Annotated in this window: 29 protein-coding genes and 1 pseudogene; 16 read left to right on the top strand and 14 right to left on the bottom strand. The window is 53.6% G+C overall.

The window, feature by feature from the left end; genetic code table 11:
* Position 1: 1 nt before the first annotated feature.
* Positions 2 to 2,011 carry an AAA family ATPase gene (locus tag NQL71_RS35880; RefSeq protein WP_274644364.1) on the bottom strand — a complete coding sequence of 670 codons (2,010 nt, stop codon included), beginning with the start codon at positions 2,009 to 2,011 and terminating at the stop codon, positions 2 to 4.
* Between the two features lie 191 nt (positions 2,012 to 2,202).
* Here NQL71_RS35880 and NQL71_RS35875 point away from each other — a divergent pair, with 191 nt between their 5' ends.
* The 6 genes from NQL71_RS35875 to NQL71_RS35850 all read left to right on the top strand — a co-directional run bounded on the left by NQL71_RS35875 (position 2,203) and on the right by NQL71_RS35850 (position 5,587).
* Complete coding sequence (locus tag NQL71_RS35875; RefSeq protein ID WP_274644363.1) at positions 2,203 to 2,646, top strand: hypothetical protein; 444 nt, start codon at positions 2,203 to 2,205, stop codon at positions 2,644 to 2,646.
* Between the two features lie 183 nt (positions 2,647 to 2,829).
* Positions 2,830 to 3,291, top strand: a complete 462-nt coding sequence (locus NQL71_RS35870; RefSeq protein WP_274644362.1) for a hypothetical protein — start codon at positions 2,830 to 2,832, stop codon at positions 3,289 to 3,291.
* Positions 3,292 to 3,366: 75 nt separating this feature from the next.
* Positions 3,367 to 3,936, top strand: a complete 570-nt coding sequence (locus NQL71_RS35865; RefSeq protein WP_274644361.1) for a hypothetical protein — start codon at positions 3,367 to 3,369, stop codon at positions 3,934 to 3,936.
* 346 nt (positions 3,937 to 4,282) lie between these two features.
* Positions 4,283 to 4,588: a hypothetical protein gene (locus NQL71_RS35860; protein ID WP_274644360.1), complete on the top strand. Its 306-nt coding sequence runs from the start codon at positions 4,283 to 4,285 to the stop codon at positions 4,586 to 4,588.
* 18 nt (positions 4,589 to 4,606) lie between these two features.
* Positions 4,607 to 4,975 carry a hypothetical protein gene (locus NQL71_RS35855; RefSeq protein WP_274644359.1) on the top strand — a complete coding sequence of 123 codons (369 nt, stop codon included), beginning with the start codon at positions 4,607 to 4,609 and terminating at the stop codon, positions 4,973 to 4,975.
* Positions 4,976 to 5,008: 33 nt separating this feature from the next.
* Positions 5,009 to 5,587, top strand: a complete 579-nt coding sequence (locus NQL71_RS35850; protein ID WP_274644358.1) for a hypothetical protein — start codon at positions 5,009 to 5,011, stop codon at positions 5,585 to 5,587.
* Between the two features lie 288 nt (positions 5,588 to 5,875).
* Here the strand turns inward: NQL71_RS35850 and NQL71_RS35845 are convergent, their stop codons facing one another.
* Positions 5,876 to 6,160: a hypothetical protein gene (locus NQL71_RS35845; protein WP_274644357.1), complete on the bottom strand. Its 285-nt coding sequence runs from the start codon at positions 6,158 to 6,160 to the stop codon at positions 5,876 to 5,878.
* A 227-nt stretch (positions 6,161 to 6,387) separates the two neighbouring features.
* On the opposite strand from NQL71_RS35845, the gene NQL71_RS35840 reads away from it, so the two are divergent.
* On the top strand, positions 6,388 to 6,690 hold the full coding sequence (locus NQL71_RS35840) for a DUF2513 domain-containing protein (protein ID WP_274644356.1): 303 nt from the start codon (positions 6,388 to 6,390) through the stop codon (positions 6,688 to 6,690).
* 136 nt (positions 6,691 to 6,826) lie between these two features.
* Positions 6,827 to 7,981, top strand: a complete 1,155-nt coding sequence (locus NQL71_RS35835; protein ID WP_274644355.1) for a hypothetical protein — start codon at positions 6,827 to 6,829, stop codon at positions 7,979 to 7,981.
* Positions 7,982 to 8,014: 33 nt separating this feature from the next.
* On the opposite strand, the gene NQL71_RS35830 is transcribed toward NQL71_RS35835, so the two are convergent.
* The 6 genes from NQL71_RS35830 to NQL71_RS35805 form a co-directional block, all read right to left on the bottom strand.
* A complete protein-coding gene (locus NQL71_RS35830; RefSeq protein WP_274644354.1) occupies positions 8,015 to 8,368 on the bottom strand; it encodes a DUF4031 domain-containing protein in 354 nt (117 codons plus the stop codon).
* 83 nt (positions 8,369 to 8,451) lie between these two features.
* Complete coding sequence (locus NQL71_RS35825; RefSeq protein ID WP_274644353.1) at positions 8,452 to 8,862, bottom strand: hypothetical protein; 411 nt, start codon at positions 8,860 to 8,862, stop codon at positions 8,452 to 8,454.
* A 135-nt stretch (positions 8,863 to 8,997) separates the two neighbouring features.
* Positions 8,998 to 9,870 carry a tRNA(His) guanylyltransferase Thg1 family protein gene (locus NQL71_RS35820; RefSeq protein WP_274644352.1) on the bottom strand — a complete coding sequence of 291 codons (873 nt, stop codon included), beginning with the start codon at positions 9,868 to 9,870 and terminating at the stop codon, positions 8,998 to 9,000.
* Between the two features lie 121 nt (positions 9,871 to 9,991).
* Positions 9,992 to 10,120 carry a hypothetical protein gene (locus NQL71_RS35815; RefSeq protein ID WP_274644351.1) on the bottom strand — a complete coding sequence of 43 codons (129 nt, stop codon included), beginning with the start codon at positions 10,118 to 10,120 and terminating at the stop codon, positions 9,992 to 9,994.
* Positions 10,095 to 10,364 carry a hypothetical protein gene (locus NQL71_RS35810; protein ID WP_274644350.1) on the bottom strand — a complete coding sequence of 90 codons (270 nt, stop codon included), beginning with the start codon at positions 10,362 to 10,364 and terminating at the stop codon, positions 10,095 to 10,097. The genes NQL71_RS35815 and NQL71_RS35810 overlap by 26 nt, the downstream gene beginning before the upstream one ends.
* On the bottom strand, positions 10,361 to 10,612 hold the full coding sequence (locus NQL71_RS35805) for a hypothetical protein (RefSeq protein WP_274644349.1): 252 nt from the start codon (positions 10,610 to 10,612) through the stop codon (positions 10,361 to 10,363). The genes NQL71_RS35810 and NQL71_RS35805 overlap by 4 nt, the downstream gene beginning before the upstream one ends.
* A gap of 143 nt (positions 10,613 to 10,755) precedes the next feature.
* Here NQL71_RS35805 and NQL71_RS35800 point away from each other — a divergent pair, with 143 nt between their 5' ends.
* A complete protein-coding gene (locus NQL71_RS35800; RefSeq protein ID WP_274644348.1) occupies positions 10,756 to 11,001 on the top strand; it encodes a hypothetical protein in 246 nt (81 codons plus the stop codon).
* Between the two features lie 7 nt (positions 11,002 to 11,008).
* On the opposite strand, the gene NQL71_RS35795 is transcribed toward NQL71_RS35800, so the two are convergent.
* A complete protein-coding gene (locus tag NQL71_RS35795) occupies positions 11,009 to 11,350 on the bottom strand; it encodes a hypothetical protein (RefSeq protein ID WP_274644347.1) in 342 nt (113 codons plus the stop codon).
* A 324-nt stretch (positions 11,351 to 11,674) separates the two neighbouring features.
* On the opposite strand from NQL71_RS35795, the gene NQL71_RS35790 reads away from it, so the two are divergent.
* The gene (locus NQL71_RS35790) at positions 11,675 to 12,049 is read left to right on the top strand and encodes a hypothetical protein (protein WP_274644346.1); all 375 of its coding nucleotides are present in this window, start codon (positions 11,675 to 11,677) and stop codon (positions 12,047 to 12,049) included.
* 239 nt (positions 12,050 to 12,288) lie between these two features.
* On the opposite strand, the gene NQL71_RS35785 is transcribed toward NQL71_RS35790, so the two are convergent.
* Genes NQL71_RS35785 through NQL71_RS35775 form a run of 3 tightly spaced genes read right to left on the bottom strand, consistent with a single transcriptional unit; the run spans position 12,289 to position 13,470 of the window.
* Positions 12,289 to 12,921, bottom strand: a complete 633-nt coding sequence (locus NQL71_RS35785) for a hypothetical protein (RefSeq protein WP_274644345.1) — start codon at positions 12,919 to 12,921, stop codon at positions 12,289 to 12,291.
* Positions 12,922 to 12,953: 32 nt separating this feature from the next.
* Positions 12,954 to 13,133, bottom strand: a complete 180-nt coding sequence (locus NQL71_RS35780) for a hypothetical protein (RefSeq protein WP_274644344.1) — start codon at positions 13,131 to 13,133, stop codon at positions 12,954 to 12,956.
* Complete coding sequence (locus NQL71_RS35775) at positions 13,126 to 13,470, bottom strand: HigA family addiction module antitoxin (protein ID WP_274644343.1); 345 nt, start codon at positions 13,468 to 13,470, stop codon at positions 13,126 to 13,128. The genes NQL71_RS35780 and NQL71_RS35775 overlap by 8 nt, the downstream gene beginning before the upstream one ends.
* Before the next feature lie 134 nt (positions 13,471 to 13,604).
* Between NQL71_RS35775 and NQL71_RS35770 the strand changes: the two genes are divergently transcribed.
* The 4 genes from NQL71_RS35770 (at position 13,605) to NQL71_RS35755 (ending at position 16,149) form a co-directional block, all read left to right on the top strand.
* Positions 13,605 to 13,865: a hypothetical protein gene (locus NQL71_RS35770; protein WP_274644342.1), complete on the top strand. Its 261-nt coding sequence runs from the start codon at positions 13,605 to 13,607 to the stop codon at positions 13,863 to 13,865.
* A gap of 61 nt (positions 13,866 to 13,926) precedes the next feature.
* Positions 13,927 to 14,772: a hypothetical protein gene (locus tag NQL71_RS35765; RefSeq protein WP_274644341.1), complete on the top strand. Its 846-nt coding sequence runs from the start codon at positions 13,927 to 13,929 to the stop codon at positions 14,770 to 14,772.
* A 21-nt stretch (positions 14,773 to 14,793) separates the two neighbouring features.
* Positions 14,794 to 15,537: a hypothetical protein gene (locus tag NQL71_RS35760; RefSeq protein ID WP_274644340.1), complete on the top strand. Its 744-nt coding sequence runs from the start codon at positions 14,794 to 14,796 to the stop codon at positions 15,535 to 15,537.
* Between the two features lie 99 nt (positions 15,538 to 15,636).
* Positions 15,637 to 16,149 (top strand): hypothetical protein, encoded by a 513-nt coding sequence (locus NQL71_RS35755; RefSeq protein WP_274644339.1) that lies wholly within the window; start codon positions 15,637 to 15,639, stop codon positions 16,147 to 16,149.
* 37 nt (positions 16,150 to 16,186) lie between these two features.
* Here the strand turns inward: NQL71_RS35755 and NQL71_RS35750 are convergent, their stop codons facing one another.
* A complete protein-coding gene (locus NQL71_RS35750; RefSeq protein ID WP_274644338.1) occupies positions 16,187 to 16,432 on the bottom strand; it encodes a hypothetical protein in 246 nt (81 codons plus the stop codon).
* A 168-nt stretch (positions 16,433 to 16,600) separates the two neighbouring features.
* Between NQL71_RS35750 and NQL71_RS36960 the strand changes: the two are divergent.
* Together NQL71_RS36960 and NQL71_RS36955 are read left to right on the top strand one after the other, a co-directional pair.
* A pseudogene (locus tag NQL71_RS36960) lies at positions 16,601 to 17,956 on the top strand (methyl-accepting chemotaxis protein); the annotation flags it as partial.
* 102 nt (positions 17,957 to 18,058) lie between these two features.
* Positions 18,059 to 18,814: a methyl-accepting chemotaxis protein gene (locus tag NQL71_RS36955; RefSeq protein WP_425520712.1), complete on the top strand. Its 756-nt coding sequence runs from the start codon at positions 18,059 to 18,061 to the stop codon at positions 18,812 to 18,814.
* Between the two features lie 79 nt (positions 18,815 to 18,893).
* On the opposite strand, the gene NQL71_RS35740 is transcribed toward NQL71_RS36955, so the two are convergent.
* Positions 18,894 to 19,184: a hypothetical protein gene (locus NQL71_RS35740; protein ID WP_274644336.1), complete on the bottom strand. Its 291-nt coding sequence runs from the start codon at positions 19,182 to 19,184 to the stop codon at positions 18,894 to 18,896.
* Positions 19,185 to 19,330: the final 146 nt, after the last annotated feature.

Genomic DNA, 19,330 nt, shown 5'->3' with positions numbered 1-19,330 from the left:
ATCAGTGAAGAACGATGGGTTTAATAACCGTAGATCCTTTCGGGTCGAGCAGGTCATTCAGGCTCAATGCCTTTTTGAACCCAGGTTCAAGACTTGAGATAAGTACCTTCATCGCCTTTTCCAGGCGCTGACTTGAGGCCCTGAACTGAAGTTCGTCGTAATACTCCTCAGCCAGGTCATCCAGGATATCGGGGCTCAACGAACTGTAAATTTCATCACTGGCGTTTTCTTGTTTAATAAGATCCATCCAGATATTCATATGGATATTATCAATGTCCTTGCGCTTGGTTGGCGGATAGACAAAAATAGTGTGCATGCGCGACCGCAATGCAAACTGCATCATTCTTGGCTGATTGCAGCTGAAAATCCAGTTAACGCCAGACACGTCATGTGGCGCGTTAAAATGCGCATCCCTGAAATTCTTGGCCTCAATGGGCTCTAGCAGCCTCATCAAGGCACTTTCAACGGAGACGTGCTCGTTATTTTTTTGAATTTTATCAACTTCATCAAAACAAATAAGCGGGTTGTACAACATCTGATCCTGCATGGTCTTAGCTACAATTCCTTGGTGCGCAGAATTCCAGCCGGTTTGCATCCCGACCAATGACCAACCGCTGGTAAACTGCGAGGAATGAAGCGTCTGGGGCGTGAACCCCAAAGCATCAAACAGCTCCTGCATGAACTTAGATTTACCAATGCCAGGCGGGCCGGCGATGAGCAATGGCGGAAAGCTCAAAGGCAAGCTTTTCAGGTAGGAGTAACGAACATAGGGCTTGATGTAATCAATGACATTTTGGAGATTCGAGTATTTCTTTCCAAGCGCGTCGAGCTTCTCCACGTCCTTCGACGAAGAAGTTTTACCATTCAACCCGACCAATTCGCTCTCATACTCATTTTTTGTCGGATAGAACCACTCATTCCTTCCCTCTACCTCAACTTTCACGGCAGAAGATGTTTTTTTCTTAGCGCCAGCGTCTGGATTGTAGTCAAGCGTCGCTATATCGCTTAATTTTGCTGAAGCAACATTCAAAACACTTCTAACGAAATCGATCTTTGACAAAAAGCAGATATAAACAGCTCGAATAATCTCACGCTTCGTTTCTAGAACGTCTTCCGACAGCAATGTTGATTGGAATGACTTCTTCACGCCATTGTCAAGCATCACCAGAGGTAATATAACTCTGAAAAATAAAGTTTCGCACAACGACAATTGTGTAGTGAAATAGTTGGTAAGATCGCTTTCAAAAACACCATTATCAACCTTTATTTTGAGTAGCCCAGTGGTAACCGGATGGCCGACAACCTTATCACCATCTTTAATGTCAACTTCTCTAAAGAATGACAACAAATTTTTATAGATAATTGAATAGCCTGATTCACCGAAACCTGATAGCTTTTTCGAATACGAATCGCAGATGTACTCAAAAACAAATGGACTAACTTCAGCTGTCTTGTTGTAACTCTTTAGCGAGATATCACGAAATGAAAGTTTTAACTTGTCTTCGTGAAATTTAATGACAGAAGCTAGGTTAAGTGTTGCTAGCGCATCCAAGACGCTATCAATAAAGTTATTTACTTCTAACCATTGGTTATTAACAGGGAGCATACTATTCAGTTGTTTGGCATATAGATTGCTCACTGCGTTGGTCAGGTGATCTTCTTGCGGACGCTTGCAGAAAACCAGCGCCTCAAGCGCTAAATCAGGATGAACACCTCTGAAATCCTGAACGAGTCCTTCTGCCTGCACACTGAACCGTACGTTCGAGAGATCTGTCCCCTTGTTTTCATGAAGATAGTCGAGCAAGGCCTTTGGTTCGGTGAAAATCACTTCGTCTGGGTGCGTGTCGAAGGACACCTCCCTCAAGTGATCAATCAATGAAATTTTCGCACCCCCAGCGGCCTGGCCCTCGCCGTCCAGTTCTGTAGATCCGGATTTGATATCAATACCGGCCTTTTCCGCCTCAAATTCATTGCCAGTCGTTTCAGAACCATTACCAGTCGATTTAGCCATGAGCACTCACCTGTATTTTATGGCAGTATACCGGCGGCTTTTGATTTGACAATTCATTGGCATTGTTCTAGCCGTGACCAGGCGGCAGAACCCATCTAGCCAGGCTGTCGTCGTTTAAAAATCCCTGGATGTCAAACCTTCTCCCTGGGTACCATCGAATGACGATACCCCGATTACCCAGGAGAACCGGCATGACCGCCCCTGCCACCCCGATCAAACGTTTCGCCATTGAACACGAAATGCGCGATTACGCCCTGACCAGCTTCAAGCTGAACGGCGGCTTTGAATACTCAGGTATTCTGCTGTTCGATACGCTCGAGCAGGCACAGGCCAGCATCAACGAAGACATCAAGCATGCCATCGCCAGCCGTGATGAAGACGGCCTCGACGAAGATGACGATGACTATGTGTCAGACGATGAGATCCAGGACGATCACGGCTCCGTCGCGGAAATGCTGATTCACGCCGATGGCAAGATCTTCAATGAGCTTGGCCACGATGTCGCAGCCTATATCGGCAGATCACATGAGCAGAGCGTTCAAGAGGTAGAACGCCATGTTGCCGAGTTCTTCAAGCACACAAGCAAAGGCGCCAAGAAGCAGCACGTGCCGGACAGCGATGGGCCACAGCCATAACCCCAGGCTTTCGCGAGCTGTAAATTGAAGCGCCCCGTGACTTAGCTCCGGGGCGTTTTTGTTATGAATGGGGCCCCCAAAAGACCAAGGGAATAGTCAAACGAATGCTCTGGTGTTAGCCTTTCGGTCGTTTCTCAGATTCGACGGTCAGGTCGTCGATCCTCACCAAAGAAGACCATCTCCATGAAGCAGAAGTCGGTACGATTCTTGTCCTGTGTAGTCGCCCTTTCGGCGTTAGCCGGCTGCGATTTTTCTCAAAAGACAGTCGAGCAAGGCTCTGTCTTCGGGCCGCCTATCGCTGTTTTCATCGAGCCCTACCTTCCCATGACGGTCGGCGGGCATGAAGCGGTGGTCAAAGGCTTCGATGAATGTCCGCGTCCTGGTGCCATTGCCGAAGGCGTTATCTGGATTCCGATGACCGTGGTATCCCGTCGCTCAGGCTCCCTACCTGAATGCGTGAAATTCACTCCGGATCGAGACCAGGTGGACGTGGTCGTCACGTGGCTACCCGTAGAGGGCCAGGAAACTCGAGAGCCCTCCAGGGAGACATGGAGTGTCCTGCGGCCTGCGAAAAATAGCGCCTTCTTGTTGAAGCGCCAAAATGGCAGCTATGCGACCTTGTCCGGCGTGATGAAGAAACAATAGCAATGTATTGACAGTCAGCAATTTTCGACTATAGTCGCCGCCATTGCTTATCTCCTAAGATTTCAGGGAATTTTGATGACCCAGATCACCATCGCTGCTGCCCATAAGCTTGCCGAGCGTCTTCAGCGTGAAATCGATGCAAAGCAGGCCGAGATTGCTCAGCTGGCGCGTCCGTTGTCTGCACGTGTCACCACTGATGCCGCCCGCGTCGTCGAGCAACGTACCCAGTTCAGAAAAGAACTGGAAGTATTGGATAGCATGCACGACATGGCTGTCACCCTGGCCCTGAGGATTTCGGAGGCTAATGATCTGATTGGTTTGAACTCCCTGCTCAAAGAGCGCAACTTGCTGACCAAAAAACTGGCTTGGGTCAACAGTGTGCAACGCACGCAAAAATCCTATGGCAGTGACGCCATTGAGTACAATCAGGTGCCGGAATATTTCGAGCGGCTGAAAAGTGCCAACTCGACGGCTGCTGTGAACATCAACGTGCTGTCAGACACCATGATCGCCGAGCTGGGCGTCAAGCAAAAAGGCATCTCGGCCAGCCTGGATTCGCTTAATGACCAGATCAGCCAGATGAACCACAGCAACATGTTGACCCTGGATCTGACCCCTACCGAGTGGGCGTACCTGGGCAAGTAACCTTTTCTCTGCGCAGCGCTGCCAAGCTTGGGATAAGCAGCGCCTTGATTTCTTCGGGAATCACGCAGGTCAACGAAACCCGAGAGAGTGACCAAAATCGGATAATGATGCAGTCGTAGTTTCGATGGCAGTCGACCAATCGACCCCTAAGTTGGCGAGCTTAACGGTCATGCCCGAACCGACGCGCTTCACACGTCTTTCGTAATTCGTCATTCGTATATACTTTTTCACTCTGGCCACCCTATGGGTGGCCCTTTCGTTTCTGGGTTATTTGCAGAAAAACGCTTGACGAATTACCCCTAGAGTCATACATTCCTTGCATATCGCAAAATCAAGGAATCATCGTATGGACACCGATCAGCCAAAGAAAAAACCAACTATTCCGGAGGTCATTCCGCTGGTGAAGGCCTGGTATGCCCTCCCCGGTAACGACGTCGGAGGAATATTCCATGTGATGCTCGACGATGGCAAATGGGAGCAGTGTTTTGCTAACTCAGCATTGCAGGATGCTCGCGAACTTGGCGATCCGCAGGCCATTGAATTGGCCGAGAAGCTGGCTGCCATGTCTGGAACACAGCGCCGCAAAATTCGTAAAGTCTGGTTCCGCGACCCGCCTGAAAATGACGCCAACCAAGCCCCTACGCCACTCTGAACAACAAGGACGCCACTTATGTCGATGTTGAAACAAGCTTGCCGGATCCATCTGGATCACTGCATTCACCGGTACCTGATGAGTAACTCAAAAGGCCGCATGGATGGTCATGAAAAGGCGATGTGCCACGCTGAAATGTGTTCTTTTTACGTCGCAGTCGTGCGTGGCCACGATCAACCTGACCGGGTGCGTCACGATTTCGAGGCTGATTACCAGACCGTGCACACCAAAACCCAGGAGCTGACCGATAACCTGGACACCATCGGTTTTCCGCTGGATTGCCGGCCTGATTATGAGGAACTGGTACCGCTGTTCTTCGAGCGCTTCCATGCATTGGCCCTGGAGGCAATGAACGTCGCCTTAGAGCCTGCTGAAGAAGTTTCCTGATCATCAGCCACCCCAAGATCAGGAAAGGACGGCATGCCACTTATACGCTGCTTGGGGCCGATCAGGCTCCCCTCTTCGTACCGCCAGTACATGCGAGTGGAAGCTGCACACTTAAAACGCAGGAACGCCTTCGACTGTCACCTTCAGTTTGACCAGGAGCTGCTGCCCGACCCCTCCTATGAAGACTATGAACACCTTATATCCCGAACCCATCACTTCAGGAATGGCGAGGTCGTTCAGGTGGCTAAGCCCTTGGTGTGCCAACGACTGACCAAACAACTGGCGGCCTTCTATGGGGGTCGACAGCACCATCTGGTCATGGCCTCGGTCGAGATGCCTGTTCACACGGATCAACGAGACGATCAGATCAACAGCACGGTCTTATTGATTCCGTACCAGGCCAGCCATCTCCATTTCCTTCAGGTTGAAGACGAGCGCCGGCAACTGCTGCCAAACAGGATCTACGCGTTCAACCATTACCGGGAGCACGCCCTGGTGTACGATTGCGAGTTCGGGTCGTCATCAAGCAGTAAACCGCTGAGTGTGCTCAAGGTGCGATTCGACCGAATGGCAAAAAACTCACGCACAAACACTCAGGGGACTGCCTCATGACTACCGTTAACGCCGCCTTTCGTGACGCCAGCTGGCTGGTCAATCCGGACACCAGATCCCCGAAAAAGGCCCATGTCTTGTTGGCCAATGGCGATCCCGCATGCGGGCTGAATGCAATGATGTGCGACCCACAGCCTGCTGAGTTGATCTCAACTCTGTCCCGCTGCCAGCGACCGGGGTGCAAGGCTGCCTGGCCTCAGTAGACCACGCAAAAAGCCCCCTGACCCTTTTCGGATTTCTCCGAATGGGTATGGGGGTTGGCAGCGTTTGCTGTGAAGCCGGTCTGATTTACAGAGGCTTAACGCACTGTTGGAAGCTGCGCCAGGTAAAGCCATCAAAGTTGATGTCTTTGAAGGCCTTGGTGATGCCGGCAGACGACTTGGTCGTGTCGCCGTAGAACGAAACGCCCGATGCCTTGCTGTTGCTGATCACCTTGTTGAAGACGATTTCAACAGCTTCCGGAGCGTCGCCGGCCTTGTTGAGGCGTTCGATCAACCGAGTTTCATCGGAAATGACGATGCCAGAGAGTTTGAGTGCTTCGACGAAAGATGCGATAGAGTTCGCAGTGCTCATGTATTTCCCAATCCTGAAAATTGACGGATCCTCTCTTTATGGTTGCGTGAGAGGGTTATGCCGCAAACCCTATGCTGTTCAATGCATTATGCGTTGTCAATACATGATATAAATTTAGAAAATAAACACTGATTAGCATTAAAAGAATGATGTTCTGGGCCGATTTGTACTTAGGCCTACAGAAAGTTTGACCACAGGTTATTTGCAAATAACCAATGGAGAACACCGTGAAACGCGACCTGAACATCATCTTTCGCATTATTCATTGGTTGCAGGAATCCGACCATATGCAGCCTTTGCTGGGCCTGCCTGGCGTCGAGCCTGATCTCTTTAAGTACCACGCCTGGCTCATGTCAGAAACTGGTCTGATCCGTTTGAACGACAATGAGCTGTTCCAGCCGCATATTCTGACCTGGGAAGGCCATGAGTTTGCCGACAGCAACTACCGAGCTATGCGCGAAGTGGCGCTTGATGCGGCCAATGCAGTGAAGATTGCCGCAATCGCTGCCGAGCAAACTGAGAGCGCCTGATCGTCTCTGCCGCGACACGAACGGCGCTTTGCGATGAACAGCCAGCCGACTTTCGTCGAAACAACGACTCCCCTCGCACTCGCCTGCGCTCCTGCTCCCCTGATACGCTGATCCCATGACCTTTGAGGATCTCAGCATGTCCGCACCCGATACCACACTCCCCTCACTCTCTGAGCTCGAAGATGCCCTGGAGATTCTGCGGCGCACCCGCAAGGACGATGATTTGATCGCCGTCCTGCGCATCTCAAAGATCCAAGACATGTTTCAGCAAACGCTGCACATCGGTGACATCGACCACTACGGCGCCATGCAAGCAAAGCTGAAAAGCAAACCCAGGGCACAGCATGGCGGAGAACATGGCCTGATCGCAGCCGCATACAAGAAATTCGACTCGGCCCTGGAAATGATGGTCATGGGCGCCTCCATGTCGCCTGATGGCAAACTGAAAAAAGCTGAGCGGTCATTCCCCAGCTACCTCAACCTGCCAAGTACCAGCTACATCGCTCAGGAGTGCAAAAACTTTTCCCTTAAAGCTTCATGGGGCGACTACCTTGATCTGATCAAATACCTGACCCAGGACAGTGAGAATATCCACGACATCCACTTGCGGCATTGCTCTGAAGCCATGCGCAAAGACCGACTCAATGACATTTCGTGCAGCTTTTCGCTGTATGTAGGCAGGGACATAGGGGATCACTTGACCACCCTTCTCAGACGCACACTCAATAGAACCATCCCGGCGCCCGTGGTGGATCTATTGCGTGAGCAGGAGGATAGGTTCACAAGTGAGGTAATGAAATCACTGATGAACAGCTCTGAATCCCTGATGGTGGTTGATCATTACAAGAGCGCCGGGCTGCTAAAATTGGCTGAAGCGACCCTCGAGTCCTCAAAAAGGGCCTTGTTCATGAGGCCTGATCACTTCCTGAAGCTGGCCGAGCATGGAATTGTGTTCGACGATGCCTGGCATGCGGAACAATTCAACGAGAGGAAAGAATCCGCAGGTACTGCAGCTCCTCAGCTTATCTACCACCTGTGTGCAGGCGGTACCTACTGCCCTCCTTTGACGGAGATCGATGAGAAAAAACGAAGTGGCATCGTGGTCGAATGTTGCAATTCAAGCTACCCGCGCAGTCCCGAGATTTTCACTCGAGTCAAATCGTTCCTCGAGGATTACGTCAAGGACGTCACCATGGCCCAGGAGCTGATCAACGCCGGCCTGGACACGGACATCGCGAAACACGTGAAGATCATGCTACCACTAGCGTTCAGCAAAGACCTGGGCCTCTAAGGCCTGGTCTTGTGGCGATGGCCGAAAGGCCTGCTAACTGAACAGATCTTGCGTTTGCCCGCGAACCATTTCGTCTGCTGCCTCATCACCAACGCGCCAGCGCACGGCCTCTTCTGGGGTGCCCAGGCGCCCGAACTCCTTGCGATGCATGCACATGCAGGCCAGTGTCCTCTGGCTGATCTCCAGAGCCCCTAGCTTGACCGCAAGGGCGCGTTTGCTCTGGGCGATGTCGTAGTCGCTGTGATGCTTTGGCGGTGCCTGGTGATGGCTGCGGGAGATGCCGAGCTGGTCGGCCATCAGGTGAAGCTCCTCTTCACTGTCGGCAATCATGTGGCACATAACCATTTTGGAAAAAGCTGCCTTCATGTCGTCTACATACACCGCCATGTAGCTATCCTCCGGTTCGGACAATCTGTATCGAGTATCTGACGCGCCAAAGAGCGGGCACAGAGGCCCACCCCGGCAGCTGCTTAAACGCTTTTTAGGCCCTGAACTGGTTGTTCAACCAGGAAAGTCGGTACTTCGACCCAGGTGCCCAGCGTTTCGATCACCGCAGCACGGCAGACCGCCACAGCCGGGTCATCCGCATAGCTCCAGTTGGTGGGTTCATTGGAACGCATCGGGTGAGCTGCCCACCGGTTGCCCCTGATCTTTCCAAAGCCTATGTCGTGTTTAAGCACCAAGCCCTTCATCAGGTTCCAGTCCCCGGCAAAGTCTTGCAGCTCACCCCTGGCCCGTGGCATGCCGGCATCAGCGATGTACCAGGCATGAAACCCACTCTCTTTGAAAACAGGTGTGAGCTCGACGCCTTCCGACTTCATCACGGCCCAGTTCAGTGCCTCGCCGGCCAGCGTTTCTGTTAGAACCTTGGTCTTGTCCATAATCAGTACTTCCCCATGAATCGAATCGAGGATCTTATACCAGCTTTGCGAGGTTGAGCTGGCCCAACAGAGCACAATGATTGCCCCTGAGCCATAAAGAGGGCTTTCGCCCTCCTCATCTTTTTGCCGGCAACTTTAAGCTACTTCGATTTCCCCGAACACTTCCTCGGGTTTGAATCCATCGGCATCCACCAGCGATACATCTTTTTTCAGCACGGGCTTGGCTGCGTTGAAGATGACTTCCACCGGATTGGCGACGGAGCTGAACTTCGGCATGTCGATCACATCGATCTTCGAACGAATGATGGCCAATTCCGGATTGCTGCGGGCCATGTGTTTCGCAGGAAGTTTATCCAGTTCCTCGACCGTGAAGGGCTTCGAGAACGACGTGCGTTGCACATAGGTGCCGCGCTTGAAGCTGACTGGGTAGTCGTTCCAGTTGATGCCGTTCTGGAACAGTAGCTCCTGTTTCTCTGCACCATTCTTCCCCTTGAGCTGGCTCGTCGTATAGAAAACGGAGGCAGCCATGGTGATACTGTTCTTAGTGGCATCCCACTCACGCCACAGTACCGAGTTGGCCGCTTCAATGGCAGTTGGAACCTGCCATACACGGGCGTCGAAGGTCGGCAGTCGCCTGGCGTACTTCGGCATGGTGCGCAGAATTTCGTTGTAGAAACCAATGGTGGCTTGAGCTGCCAGCTGAGAAATCATTTTGGTAATGCGGGCGTTGAACCATACCGCTCTTTTGGTAGCGTGCGGGTTGAACACCAGGGTGATTTCATCACTCTGCGTATAGCCGATGCAGGCATTGGTTTCCTTGACCAGAAACTTGGTGGTTTCGATCATCGCATTGGTCATTAGCTGATCAAAAGGTCGGCCCATACCTTTGGTGAATTTACTGAACCCGCGTCCGTCTACACGGGCAATGATCGGAATGCCCGGCATAAACTTACGAGCAGCTTCGAGCCCTTCGTATTCCTTCATCCGGTCGCCAAGTGCGTCGTTCATTCTATTACTCCATGATATTTTATAATTGGCTGATTGGTAGTCGCTCAGGTCTTTTGGCGATCCTCGGCCATTTTCTCAGCCAGGAACGTTGGAATTTCAACCGATTCGCCCAGCACTACCGTTACTGTTCAGTGGCAAGTGGCCACAGCAGGATCAACACAGGCGTGAGCTCGAGGCCTTCGGAATTCATCACCGCCCAGTTCAGGGCATCGCCGGCCAGCGTTTCAGTTTGTACCTTGGTTTTGTCCAAGGCCTGAGTCCGTTTGCCCCTTGAATCGAATACCCGATCTTATCCCAGCTTTACGACTCTGTGCCTGCCTGGCTGCATCTATCTTCTGAAACAGCTCGTTCATGCCATGATTGGCTTGGTCGGCTTCAGTGGGTGCAGTCAGAGGCCGCTCGGCAAGGTTCGCCAGAAAGGTGCGCGCTTGCTCCAGCGCCGCCAGTTCGGCAACGGACAGGTAGATGTTTACACCAATCGGTCGGTTGCTCATGATCGCTTCCCCTCGGCTGCCTCGCGGGCCTCAAGCTTCGCACAAGCGGCTTCGAGTCCCTCGACGGTAAAACGACTTGTGAGGTTCAGTGCCGCAGTAATGCGCCGAGCCATCTCATAGCGCTCTTCAGCCGACATCGCGTGGTTATAGGCCGTCGTCGCTACCCCAGGTGGGGACAGATTGTCCGCAAACCGGATCGATGAGCCTTTGTGACCGCCTTGATGGACGTATTTTCTGCCTTCGAACATAGGGAACTCCTATTTACATGGCTGAAAGTGTATGTCAATTTACCATCAATGTCGAGAAATCATCTCGAAATTGACCTGCTTTGATCAGCCCCAAATCCAGGCTGGGGATGGCCACCCACGATGAACAATGCGGAAATTAATCAATGTCCAGAGCAAGACAATCTGTTGAGGATCGGCGCCTGCGCCTTCTGAAAGGCGCGTGCCCGGTGCACGGCAACGGCATGAGCCAGGTTAACGTACTGAAGGTGGATGGCCGGATCGTCAATCTGGTGGAGTGCGACCGCCGCGCCTGCCCCATCCAGGGCATCCAGGAGCACTCCGACGGCAAGATCCGACTCTTGCCGCAGTACGCCGGCCTACTGGAGCAGAATGAACTACTGAGCGCCTAGGCGAGCCTCAACTACCGTGGTTTGCCACGATTAACAGGGCGACGCAGCAGAGACTGCCGGTGAGGCAATAAAACAATGGCCTCAACCAGGCAAAGCTGAATTTCGCCTTCTCGTCTATGTCGTCTGGTTTATACGTACTCAGAAGGGAACGCAGCTTATCGTGCTCAATGTGTGCCGGCGTCCACCCATACTCATCACCCTGGCGCGTGAGGTGATCGAGCACGCGGGTTGCCGTCTTATCGAATTGCTGCATCACCTTCGCGCTAGGCCGTCCCATAGCAATGGCTTGCCGGGCAATGAAGTAGGCGCGAACGATCTTTTCGATGGCTTCGTCACTGGTAGAGTTCATGCAAATTCCCGATGAAAGTCGATGTTCAGTCCGGGTGCTGCGTGTTCCTAAGTGACAGTATTCCAGCCGTTTGACGCCTTAAATGCTAGAATTCTGGCACTTATCTTGGGTTGGGCAGCGTTGTAGCCCGGCGTTGCCGTCAAGAACGAATCCTCTCTTCTGCCATCCTTTGGATCAAGCGCGAGAATGCGGCTGGCATCTGGAGGACTGAGGAGCATAACCAAGATTGACAGCCTGTCAATATACGTTCATCGTTTTTGCTTTCACCATGTCCCTTTTCTGCGATAGAATTACACCAAAGCAAAATAAGAATTGGTGAAATTCATGAACTCCATCGCGCCAGATGAGGCCCACAGGGCGCTGAATACGCTGCTTTTGGCTGCCCGCGAGGCCGACGCCCGGCACATCCAGATCCGCGTTCGCGAACCGAAGGCGGTCATTCAATTCAGTCACGAGGACTGGACGACCACCTACTGCACCTGGACTGAGGACTATGCCAACCAGGTCATGGCCGCGATGTTCAAGGAGATCGAGAACAACCAGGGTTACAGTCGCGATAAACCGCCGCTGGAAGCTGTAATTGCGCGTCAGCTGAAAAATGGCATCGTCTCGAAAGAGCCTCCGATTGAAATCAGAGCGCGGATGTCGACGGTACCGATGTGGCCGTCTGGCTATGACGTGATCCTCAATTTGCTTTGATGGCCGATGAGATGAATGACAGCGCCGAAGTTATCCAGCCCGCCATCTTTGCGCTGGTGGAGCTTGGTCGCGGTGTCGGTGGCACCAAGATCAGTGGCACAGATCGAGCCACGACCAGGAAAAATATTTGCAACGCATTGAGGGACGCCAAGGAGCGCTCGCAGCGTGTCGCAACTCCGCTGCTATAGCGAACAAAACCTCAAAAAGCCGGCATCAGTCGGCTTTTTCTTTGGTCTGAATTAAGGCTCCAACGTGGCACCATCGGGCTGATCAAAGCAGATGCTCGTTCGCTTCGTACTGATCATTTCCTCAATCAGTGCTTCCGGCACCGCCATGGTCACGTTCCGGCCATCAGTTCTGCCGACAGGGATCAGGATAAGGTCTCGGCAGCCTGGTGTGCTCTGCGTCCACTCCTCCCCGGCAATGTAGTAATCCTTGCCGTTGATGGCGAATGCATCCTCGTGCATGTCATTGAGGCGCTCCAGCAAATCATCAACGACATCAGGAATGAACGCCGGGGTTTTGCGCTCAACCATCCTTCGCACCGTGGCATAAGGGACGAGCAGATTCAGCGTGTCGCTTGATCCATCATCCTTCAATAGGCAAAACGAATAGAACATTGGGTTCGCTTCACCAGGCTTTGCCCAGAGAATGAAATGAGGCACACCGGCTACATCCACCCTACCCTCGTTCAAAGCTTGAAGCTGGACGATACGGCCCTCTTTTTCTGAGTAAGCCTTTCCCTTAATGAACAGGAACTGGTGATTGCCGAGTTGCAAGTAAATATCCTTGTCCATCGATTTTCTGCAAAGGTCAGCCACAGACCTTGCAGCTTCATCTTTTGCGTCTTGACCTTCGACTGTTCCAACCATTTGGATCCTCCTGATCTGCGCCGCCACCTGGCTCAGTAATTTTTACGGACAGTGTTCAGCGCATCACGTGCGCAAACCGCGTCCACGCGTTGCACATGCGTCGAAAAGGTGTAAGGCGCGTCATGATCGTCAACAAAGCGCGAAACGGCCTCTGTGGCCTTCCAGCGACCGTCGTCGGACTTCCAGACATCGAACTCTCGTTGGTCACTCATGATCTTTCTCCGGTTTGTCCTGACATCCTTTCTGGATGTCGTCATCCTGCACAAGCACATAGCGAATCGGCCACTGAGTGAGTTTACTTGTGTCAAACCCTTCGCTGGCCTTGGCCAGATCGAACTCAGCCTGCAGACTCATCCAGGTTTTGGCTTCGCTTCCCAACACATATTCAAGACGCAATGCGACATCGGCGGTGATCCCGCACTTCCCGGCTAGCACTCGGCTCAGCTGCGATTTTGAAATCCCCATTGCAGCAGCCAGATCCTGGGCCTTAATACCCAGCGGGCCCATGTAACGACGAATCAGCAGCGAACCCGGATGGGAACAATTCATGGCAATTCCTTCCTAAATTTCGGTCACTATAGTTGCAAGTTGTACAACCTGCAACTAACATGGAGTACGAACCGAGATCGACGAGGGCAGGCCTGAGTGCCTGCCCTTTTTTCAAAACATGAGGAAATAGGCCCATGGCCCGAAAATGCACCCATCCGGTCGGTTACATCCCACCTACGGTGGTGCACGCCAAGGATTGGAACAAAAAGCTGGCCCAATTTGTGGAGAAGGTTTTCGACTTCAACATTCGAGGCCAGCGAGACCAGATCAATCACCCTGGTTTTATCACCGAATTCACTTTTTGCCCGGAATGCGGCACCCCTATCGACCGCGCCGGACTGTTGACCTACCCAGAAGCCTTTGATCTTCACAAGGCGGGACTGTCCAAGTCCTGAGGCAGCCATAAAGGCGACCAGGCGGACAAACAAATACTTTAAATTGCGAAAGGACTGCACCATGCCGAAATTAACGAACCACATCTTCGCCGTGACCACCGAAGACAAGCAGCGGCATCATTTCGACAGTGAAATTCATGTCAGCACTGATGGTGAATTCAGCTGCACGGTGCCCGACTACCTGATACCGGCGTTGGACGTCATTGCCAAGGCGCAGAATACCTTCGGCAAGAAATTCAAAACTGACAAATTGAAGGTCAACTTCCGGGCCTACGCGCCGTCCAAGGCCGAGTTGCTCAGTTTTGTTAATAACGCTCACGAGCAGCACCACAAAGCGGTGGTCACCGTAGATCTGATCATCTGCTACGACTGGTTCGCCGAGGTCAACTACTGGCTCAACCCTGACGGCACCATGGCCGCAAACGGCTCAATGCCTGATGCTGTGCGGCGCAAGGATGATCACACAGGCGGTGAATGGGCCGACCACAAGCGTAAAGATGGTGGCTGCATCAGTGCTACCGATACGATCAAGCACTTTTCCGTGGGCGTTTATGCCAACATATTCAGGCGAAAAACCCATACCCGTAGCAGCGGGGTTACCGTCACCTGGGAGCGTGTTCTCCACGCCGAAGGGAGAAACCCAGAAGATGAATGGCTGAACAAGCTGTCCGGCCTGTGCGGCCTGGCCACGCCAAGATCCCCTGAATACCTCAAACAAATGCCGTATAGCCCGGAGGCCGCCAAGTTCTTTTACGAGAGCATGATGGCGATGTGCGAAATCGGGCGGCGGTTCAAGGGATTCTTCGGCGATGAGGCCAACGTGATCGCGGCCATTGAAGGCCGTGGGCCGTCTCTGCTGAGTGCGCCATCGACCCCCGCCCAGGTGCCAATGCTACCTGCTGAATAATTAACCCACGAAGGAGCGTTCATGACCACCGTTCAAGAGAAATCAATCCAGTTCGGCGCCCACATGGTGCGCAGCGTTCTGGACGGCACCAAGACCGTGACCCGCCAGATCGTCAACTCGCGCTCCCTGTCGCTCATTAAGGGCGCCGTTCAAATCGGTGAATCCCTAGGTCTGCCAGAAAGTGGTGCCGTGCACCCCAACGACGAGCAGTACCTGGCCGACTTGTGCCCTTTCGGCCTGCCCGGTGACCTGCTGTGGGTCAAGGAAGCGACGGAGGTCAACTACGACGAAATCATGGGCCCAAGAGTGGCTCGATACGTGGCAGACAAGTCGCCCGTGCTCAACCCGGACGGCACCGTCGCCCCGTGGGACTATTCCAAGCAAACGCGCCCGAGCATCCGCATGCAGCGCTGGAAAAGCCGGCTTCTGCTGGAGATCACGTCGGTTCGAATCGAGCGCCTGCAGGACATCACCGATGAGCAGTGCATTGCTGAAGGGATTATTCCGGTACCGAAAGTTCGTCCGGACGATGCAGACGCACACCAGTTTTGGCGCGACTATCACCTGAGCGGCGATGGCACATTCTGTTGCGGTTCGCCTCGTGAGTCCTTTCAAACGCTTTGGCGACACAACCGAGGCAAGACGTTCCAAAAGGCGCCTGATACCTGGCCAGACGGCTGGGATGCGAATCCATGGGTATGGGTGGTGTCCTTTCGCAGGGTTGAGTCAGCCCAGGCTTTATCACGACAGGACAGTGCGGCATAATCGTTTCAACGATTCCCATGAATTGTCTCTACATAGCCCGCCCTGTGCGGGCTTTGTGCGTAACGGGTGCGATGTGCCCTTCACTACCGGAGCTGTATCTTGAAAAAACTGCTGATGCTCATTGCCGTGGCGTTGTGCGCAAACACTGTCCAGGCTGACGAAAAATGGATCGAGCTCTCCATCAGTGAGGAGAACAGTCCTGGCGTGGCCTCATCCACCATCCAGGTGGGTCAGCCGAATGCGATCATGGGCACCTTCAAAACCTCTGACAAATTTGCAACGACCTGCAACTTCAAATCCACCAATCCAGATTACCCGTCGGAGACAACCTTCAGTGTTGATACCGGCACCGCGCTGAACACCATGGCCCTGCCGATGGAGGTCACCAAGGACGGCGTGAGGGCGTACCTGTCCTTCGACAAGCAATCGTCCAAAGACCTGACATGGGCAACTGTATCCCCGGATTGCAAACTCCCTGTGGGCGAGCTGCACAATGCCGGCCTGAGCCTGGTCGACACCTACAAGTGGGGCGCTCCATCCAAGATCAAACTGTCGGACGGCACCGTTGTGATCGCCACCTTCAACAAGGTTAAAGAAGAAGCCAAGCACTGAGTGCTGTAGCTTGCTGCCAGCGGTGTGACGCCGCTGGTTACGACTTTTTCTTCGTCCAGGGGGAGCCGCCATTGGCTTCAATCTCGCGGTCTCGCTCGATCTCTTCGAGGATCTGGGCAAAAACACCCCCAAGAGCCTCGTGCAGCCCGCTATCGCGAAGTTCGATCACCAAGCGCTCAAGGGCCACGGCCTCCTCCGCTTTCAGCATCAAATCGCAGAAAACGGTTCCTTTGTTCTGCTCGATGGCTTGTTGCCTGGCCCATTCATTGATTCGTTCGTCCATTGTCGCCACCCGGTAAACTGTCGAAGTCTCCCAATAAGGTAGATCCCCATGGCATTTCAGTCTAGGGACGAGCCGCGTCTCGACAGAATTATATCTCGCAAACAATTTACTCCTACCGTTCGTCGGCGAGCCCTCTTGTAACCTCATTTCCACGCCGATGTGCATTGGATGGGCCTAAATGGATTTAGCGTAACGAGCCGCAATAGCTCGCGCCCAAAACTTCATCCATTCGCGAGCTCGTTTATGTTCGACTCATTGTCTATTCGTCTTAAAATCGTCCTGCTGTCCGGCCTGTGCCTGTTAGGTGTTGTTGCCTCGATAGTCGGAATGAATATCTACCAGACTCACCAGAGCAATGAACTGGTCAGTCACTCCAGCACCAAAATGCTCACAAGCAGCTTGGAGAACCTGCTCCAGGCCAAGTCCGCCGAGCAAGCGATGCGTTTGCAGAAAGCGTTTGCTGGAACCACGGCAACCGTCACCGGCCTGGCTGACCAGGTCAAAGACATGCGCGAAATGGCCGCCAGCCACTCGCTTGAGCCTGGCGCACTGCGTGAAGATCTGAACAAGATCCTGAAAACCGCCTTTGAGCGCAACAGCAAGGTGCTGGGGATCTGGCTGGCATTCGAGCCTAACGGCCTGGACGGCAAGGACAGCGAATTCGTCGATGACGCAGCCCGTCAATCCAACGAAGCCGGGCGTTTCGCCACTTACTGGAGTCGTGCTGGGGGCGTAGGCCAGAACACGGTAATGGTCGAAAGCGACATGACCAAAACCACCCTGAACCTCAGCGGCACGCCCTACAACATCTGGTACACCTGCCCTCGCGATAACAAGCGTATCTGCTTGCTCGACCCGTACTCCGATACGGTCGGCGGCAAAGAGGTTCTGATGACCACCATTTCCATGCCGTTACTGGTTGATGGAAAATCCATTGGCGTAGTCGGTATCGACATCGCCCTCGACACCCTGCAAGCAGCGGCGGTCGACTCTCAGAAGAAGCTGTTCGACAACGCCGGCCACATGCTGATCGTCTCTGGTACCGGTGTACTGGCGGCTTACAGTAACGACGCCAGCAAAGTCGGCAAGAGCATCGGCGATGCCTTGGGCACCGACGGCAAGGACATCCTTGAACTGGTAGGTGGCGGCGCCCCAAAAGTGCTTCACCAGGGCGATCTGATCCGAGCAATCTTCCCAGTTAGCCCGATTGCCGACGCCAGGGCCTGGGCCGTGGTAGTCGACCTGCCCAAGCAAGTGCTGCTGGCAGACTCGGTGAAACTGCAAACCATGCTCGACGACGCCCAGCAGAGCGGCATGATCAAAACACTGTTGGTCGCGGTGATTGCCGGTGTTTTTGGTCTGCTGCTGATCTGGCTGACCGCCTCGGGCGTAACCCGTCCGATCAACAGTGTGGCGCAGATGCTCAAGGCGATTGCCAGTGGGGACGGCGACCTGACACAGCGCCTGACCTACAGCAAAAAGGATGAACTGGGCGAACTGGTGAGCTGGTTTAACCGCTTCCTGGACAAGCTCCAACCCACCATCGCGCAGATCAAAGAAAGCATCACCGATTCCCGCACCACCGCCGACCAGTCTTCGGAAATTGCACGCAGGACAAGCGAAGGCATGCAGGTGCAATTCCGTGAAATCGACCAGGTCGCTACCGCGTCCAACGAAATGAGCGCCACTGCCCACGACGTCGCCAACAGTGCTTCGAACGCCGCCACCGCCGCCAAGGGCGCCAACCAATCTGCCCGCGACGGTATGCAGATCATCGAGCGCAGCACCCGCGACATCAACCAGCTGGCCGACGAAGTCAGTAAGGCTGTGGTCGAGGTTGAAGCCCTAGCGGTAAACAGTGAGCAGATCGGCTCGGTGCTTGAGGTGATCCGTAGCATTGCCGAACAAACCAACTTGCTGGCGCTCAACGCAGCCATTGAGGCCGCCCGCGCCGGCGAAAGCGGTCGTGGATTTGCGGTTGTTGCCGATGAAGTGCGCAGCCTGGCCAAACGCACACAGGATTCAGTGGAAGAAATTCGCCTGGTGATTGAGCGGATCCAGAGCAGCACACGGGGCGTGGTGGCGACCATGCACTCGAGCCAGACCCAGGCGCACAGTAACGCCGGCCAGATCCAGCAAGCAGTGCAGGCCTTGACCAAGATCAGTGACGCGGTGACTGTCATCAGCGACATGAACCTGCAAATCGCCAGCGCCGCTGAGGAACAAAGTGCAGTGGCTGAAGAGCTCAACCGCAACGTGTCGGCCATCCGCACCGTAACCGAGACCCTGACCGGTCAGGCCACCGAGTCGGCGCAGATCAGCAGCAAGATCAACACGCTGACCACGAGCCAGATGAAATTGATGGATCAATTCCGCGTTTAACCCTCAAAAGAAAGCAGCCTGCGGCAAGTCACCCCGCCGCAGGCCGCATCTTTATCCGCACCGTCAAAACTCCTACGCCCTACTCCTCCAGGCTTGGCTTGTCGCCAGGACTCTGGAGTAATGCGTAGCACGTCCTCAAATAATCGAAATCTTTGTCGCTGATCGGGCTGGTCTCGATGTCATCACGCCCCCGCCAGCAGTACTGATAATCTCCAAACGGATCGATGTACTCGACGGCGTAGTCCTTTCCGGAAGGATTGGGAACTCCGTTCTCCATGTGACAACTCACAATCAAGCCGACGGCGAAGTACTCAATGCCGTTGTTGAAGTTTGCGGCCTTATCTTTGTCGATGAATTGCAGGCGAGACATGTCGCACTCCAGATGATGGCGCAGGGTAGAGGTGCCGGGCAGCTGGGGGAAGATCGCCCACTACCCGAGCAACGCGAGGGCCTGGCGCTTGTTTAGCTCAAAACCCAGCCGTTCGGTGCAACTGTACACGACCCTCGCACCCGTAT

Source organism: Pseudomonas serbica, from assembly GCF_028823535.1.
Lineage (GTDB): Bacteria > Pseudomonadota > Gammaproteobacteria > Pseudomonadales > Pseudomonadaceae > Aquipseudomonas > Aquipseudomonas serbica.
Note: the sequence above shows the minus strand (reverse complement) of the source record. Positions and strands in the feature narration are given on the sequence as shown.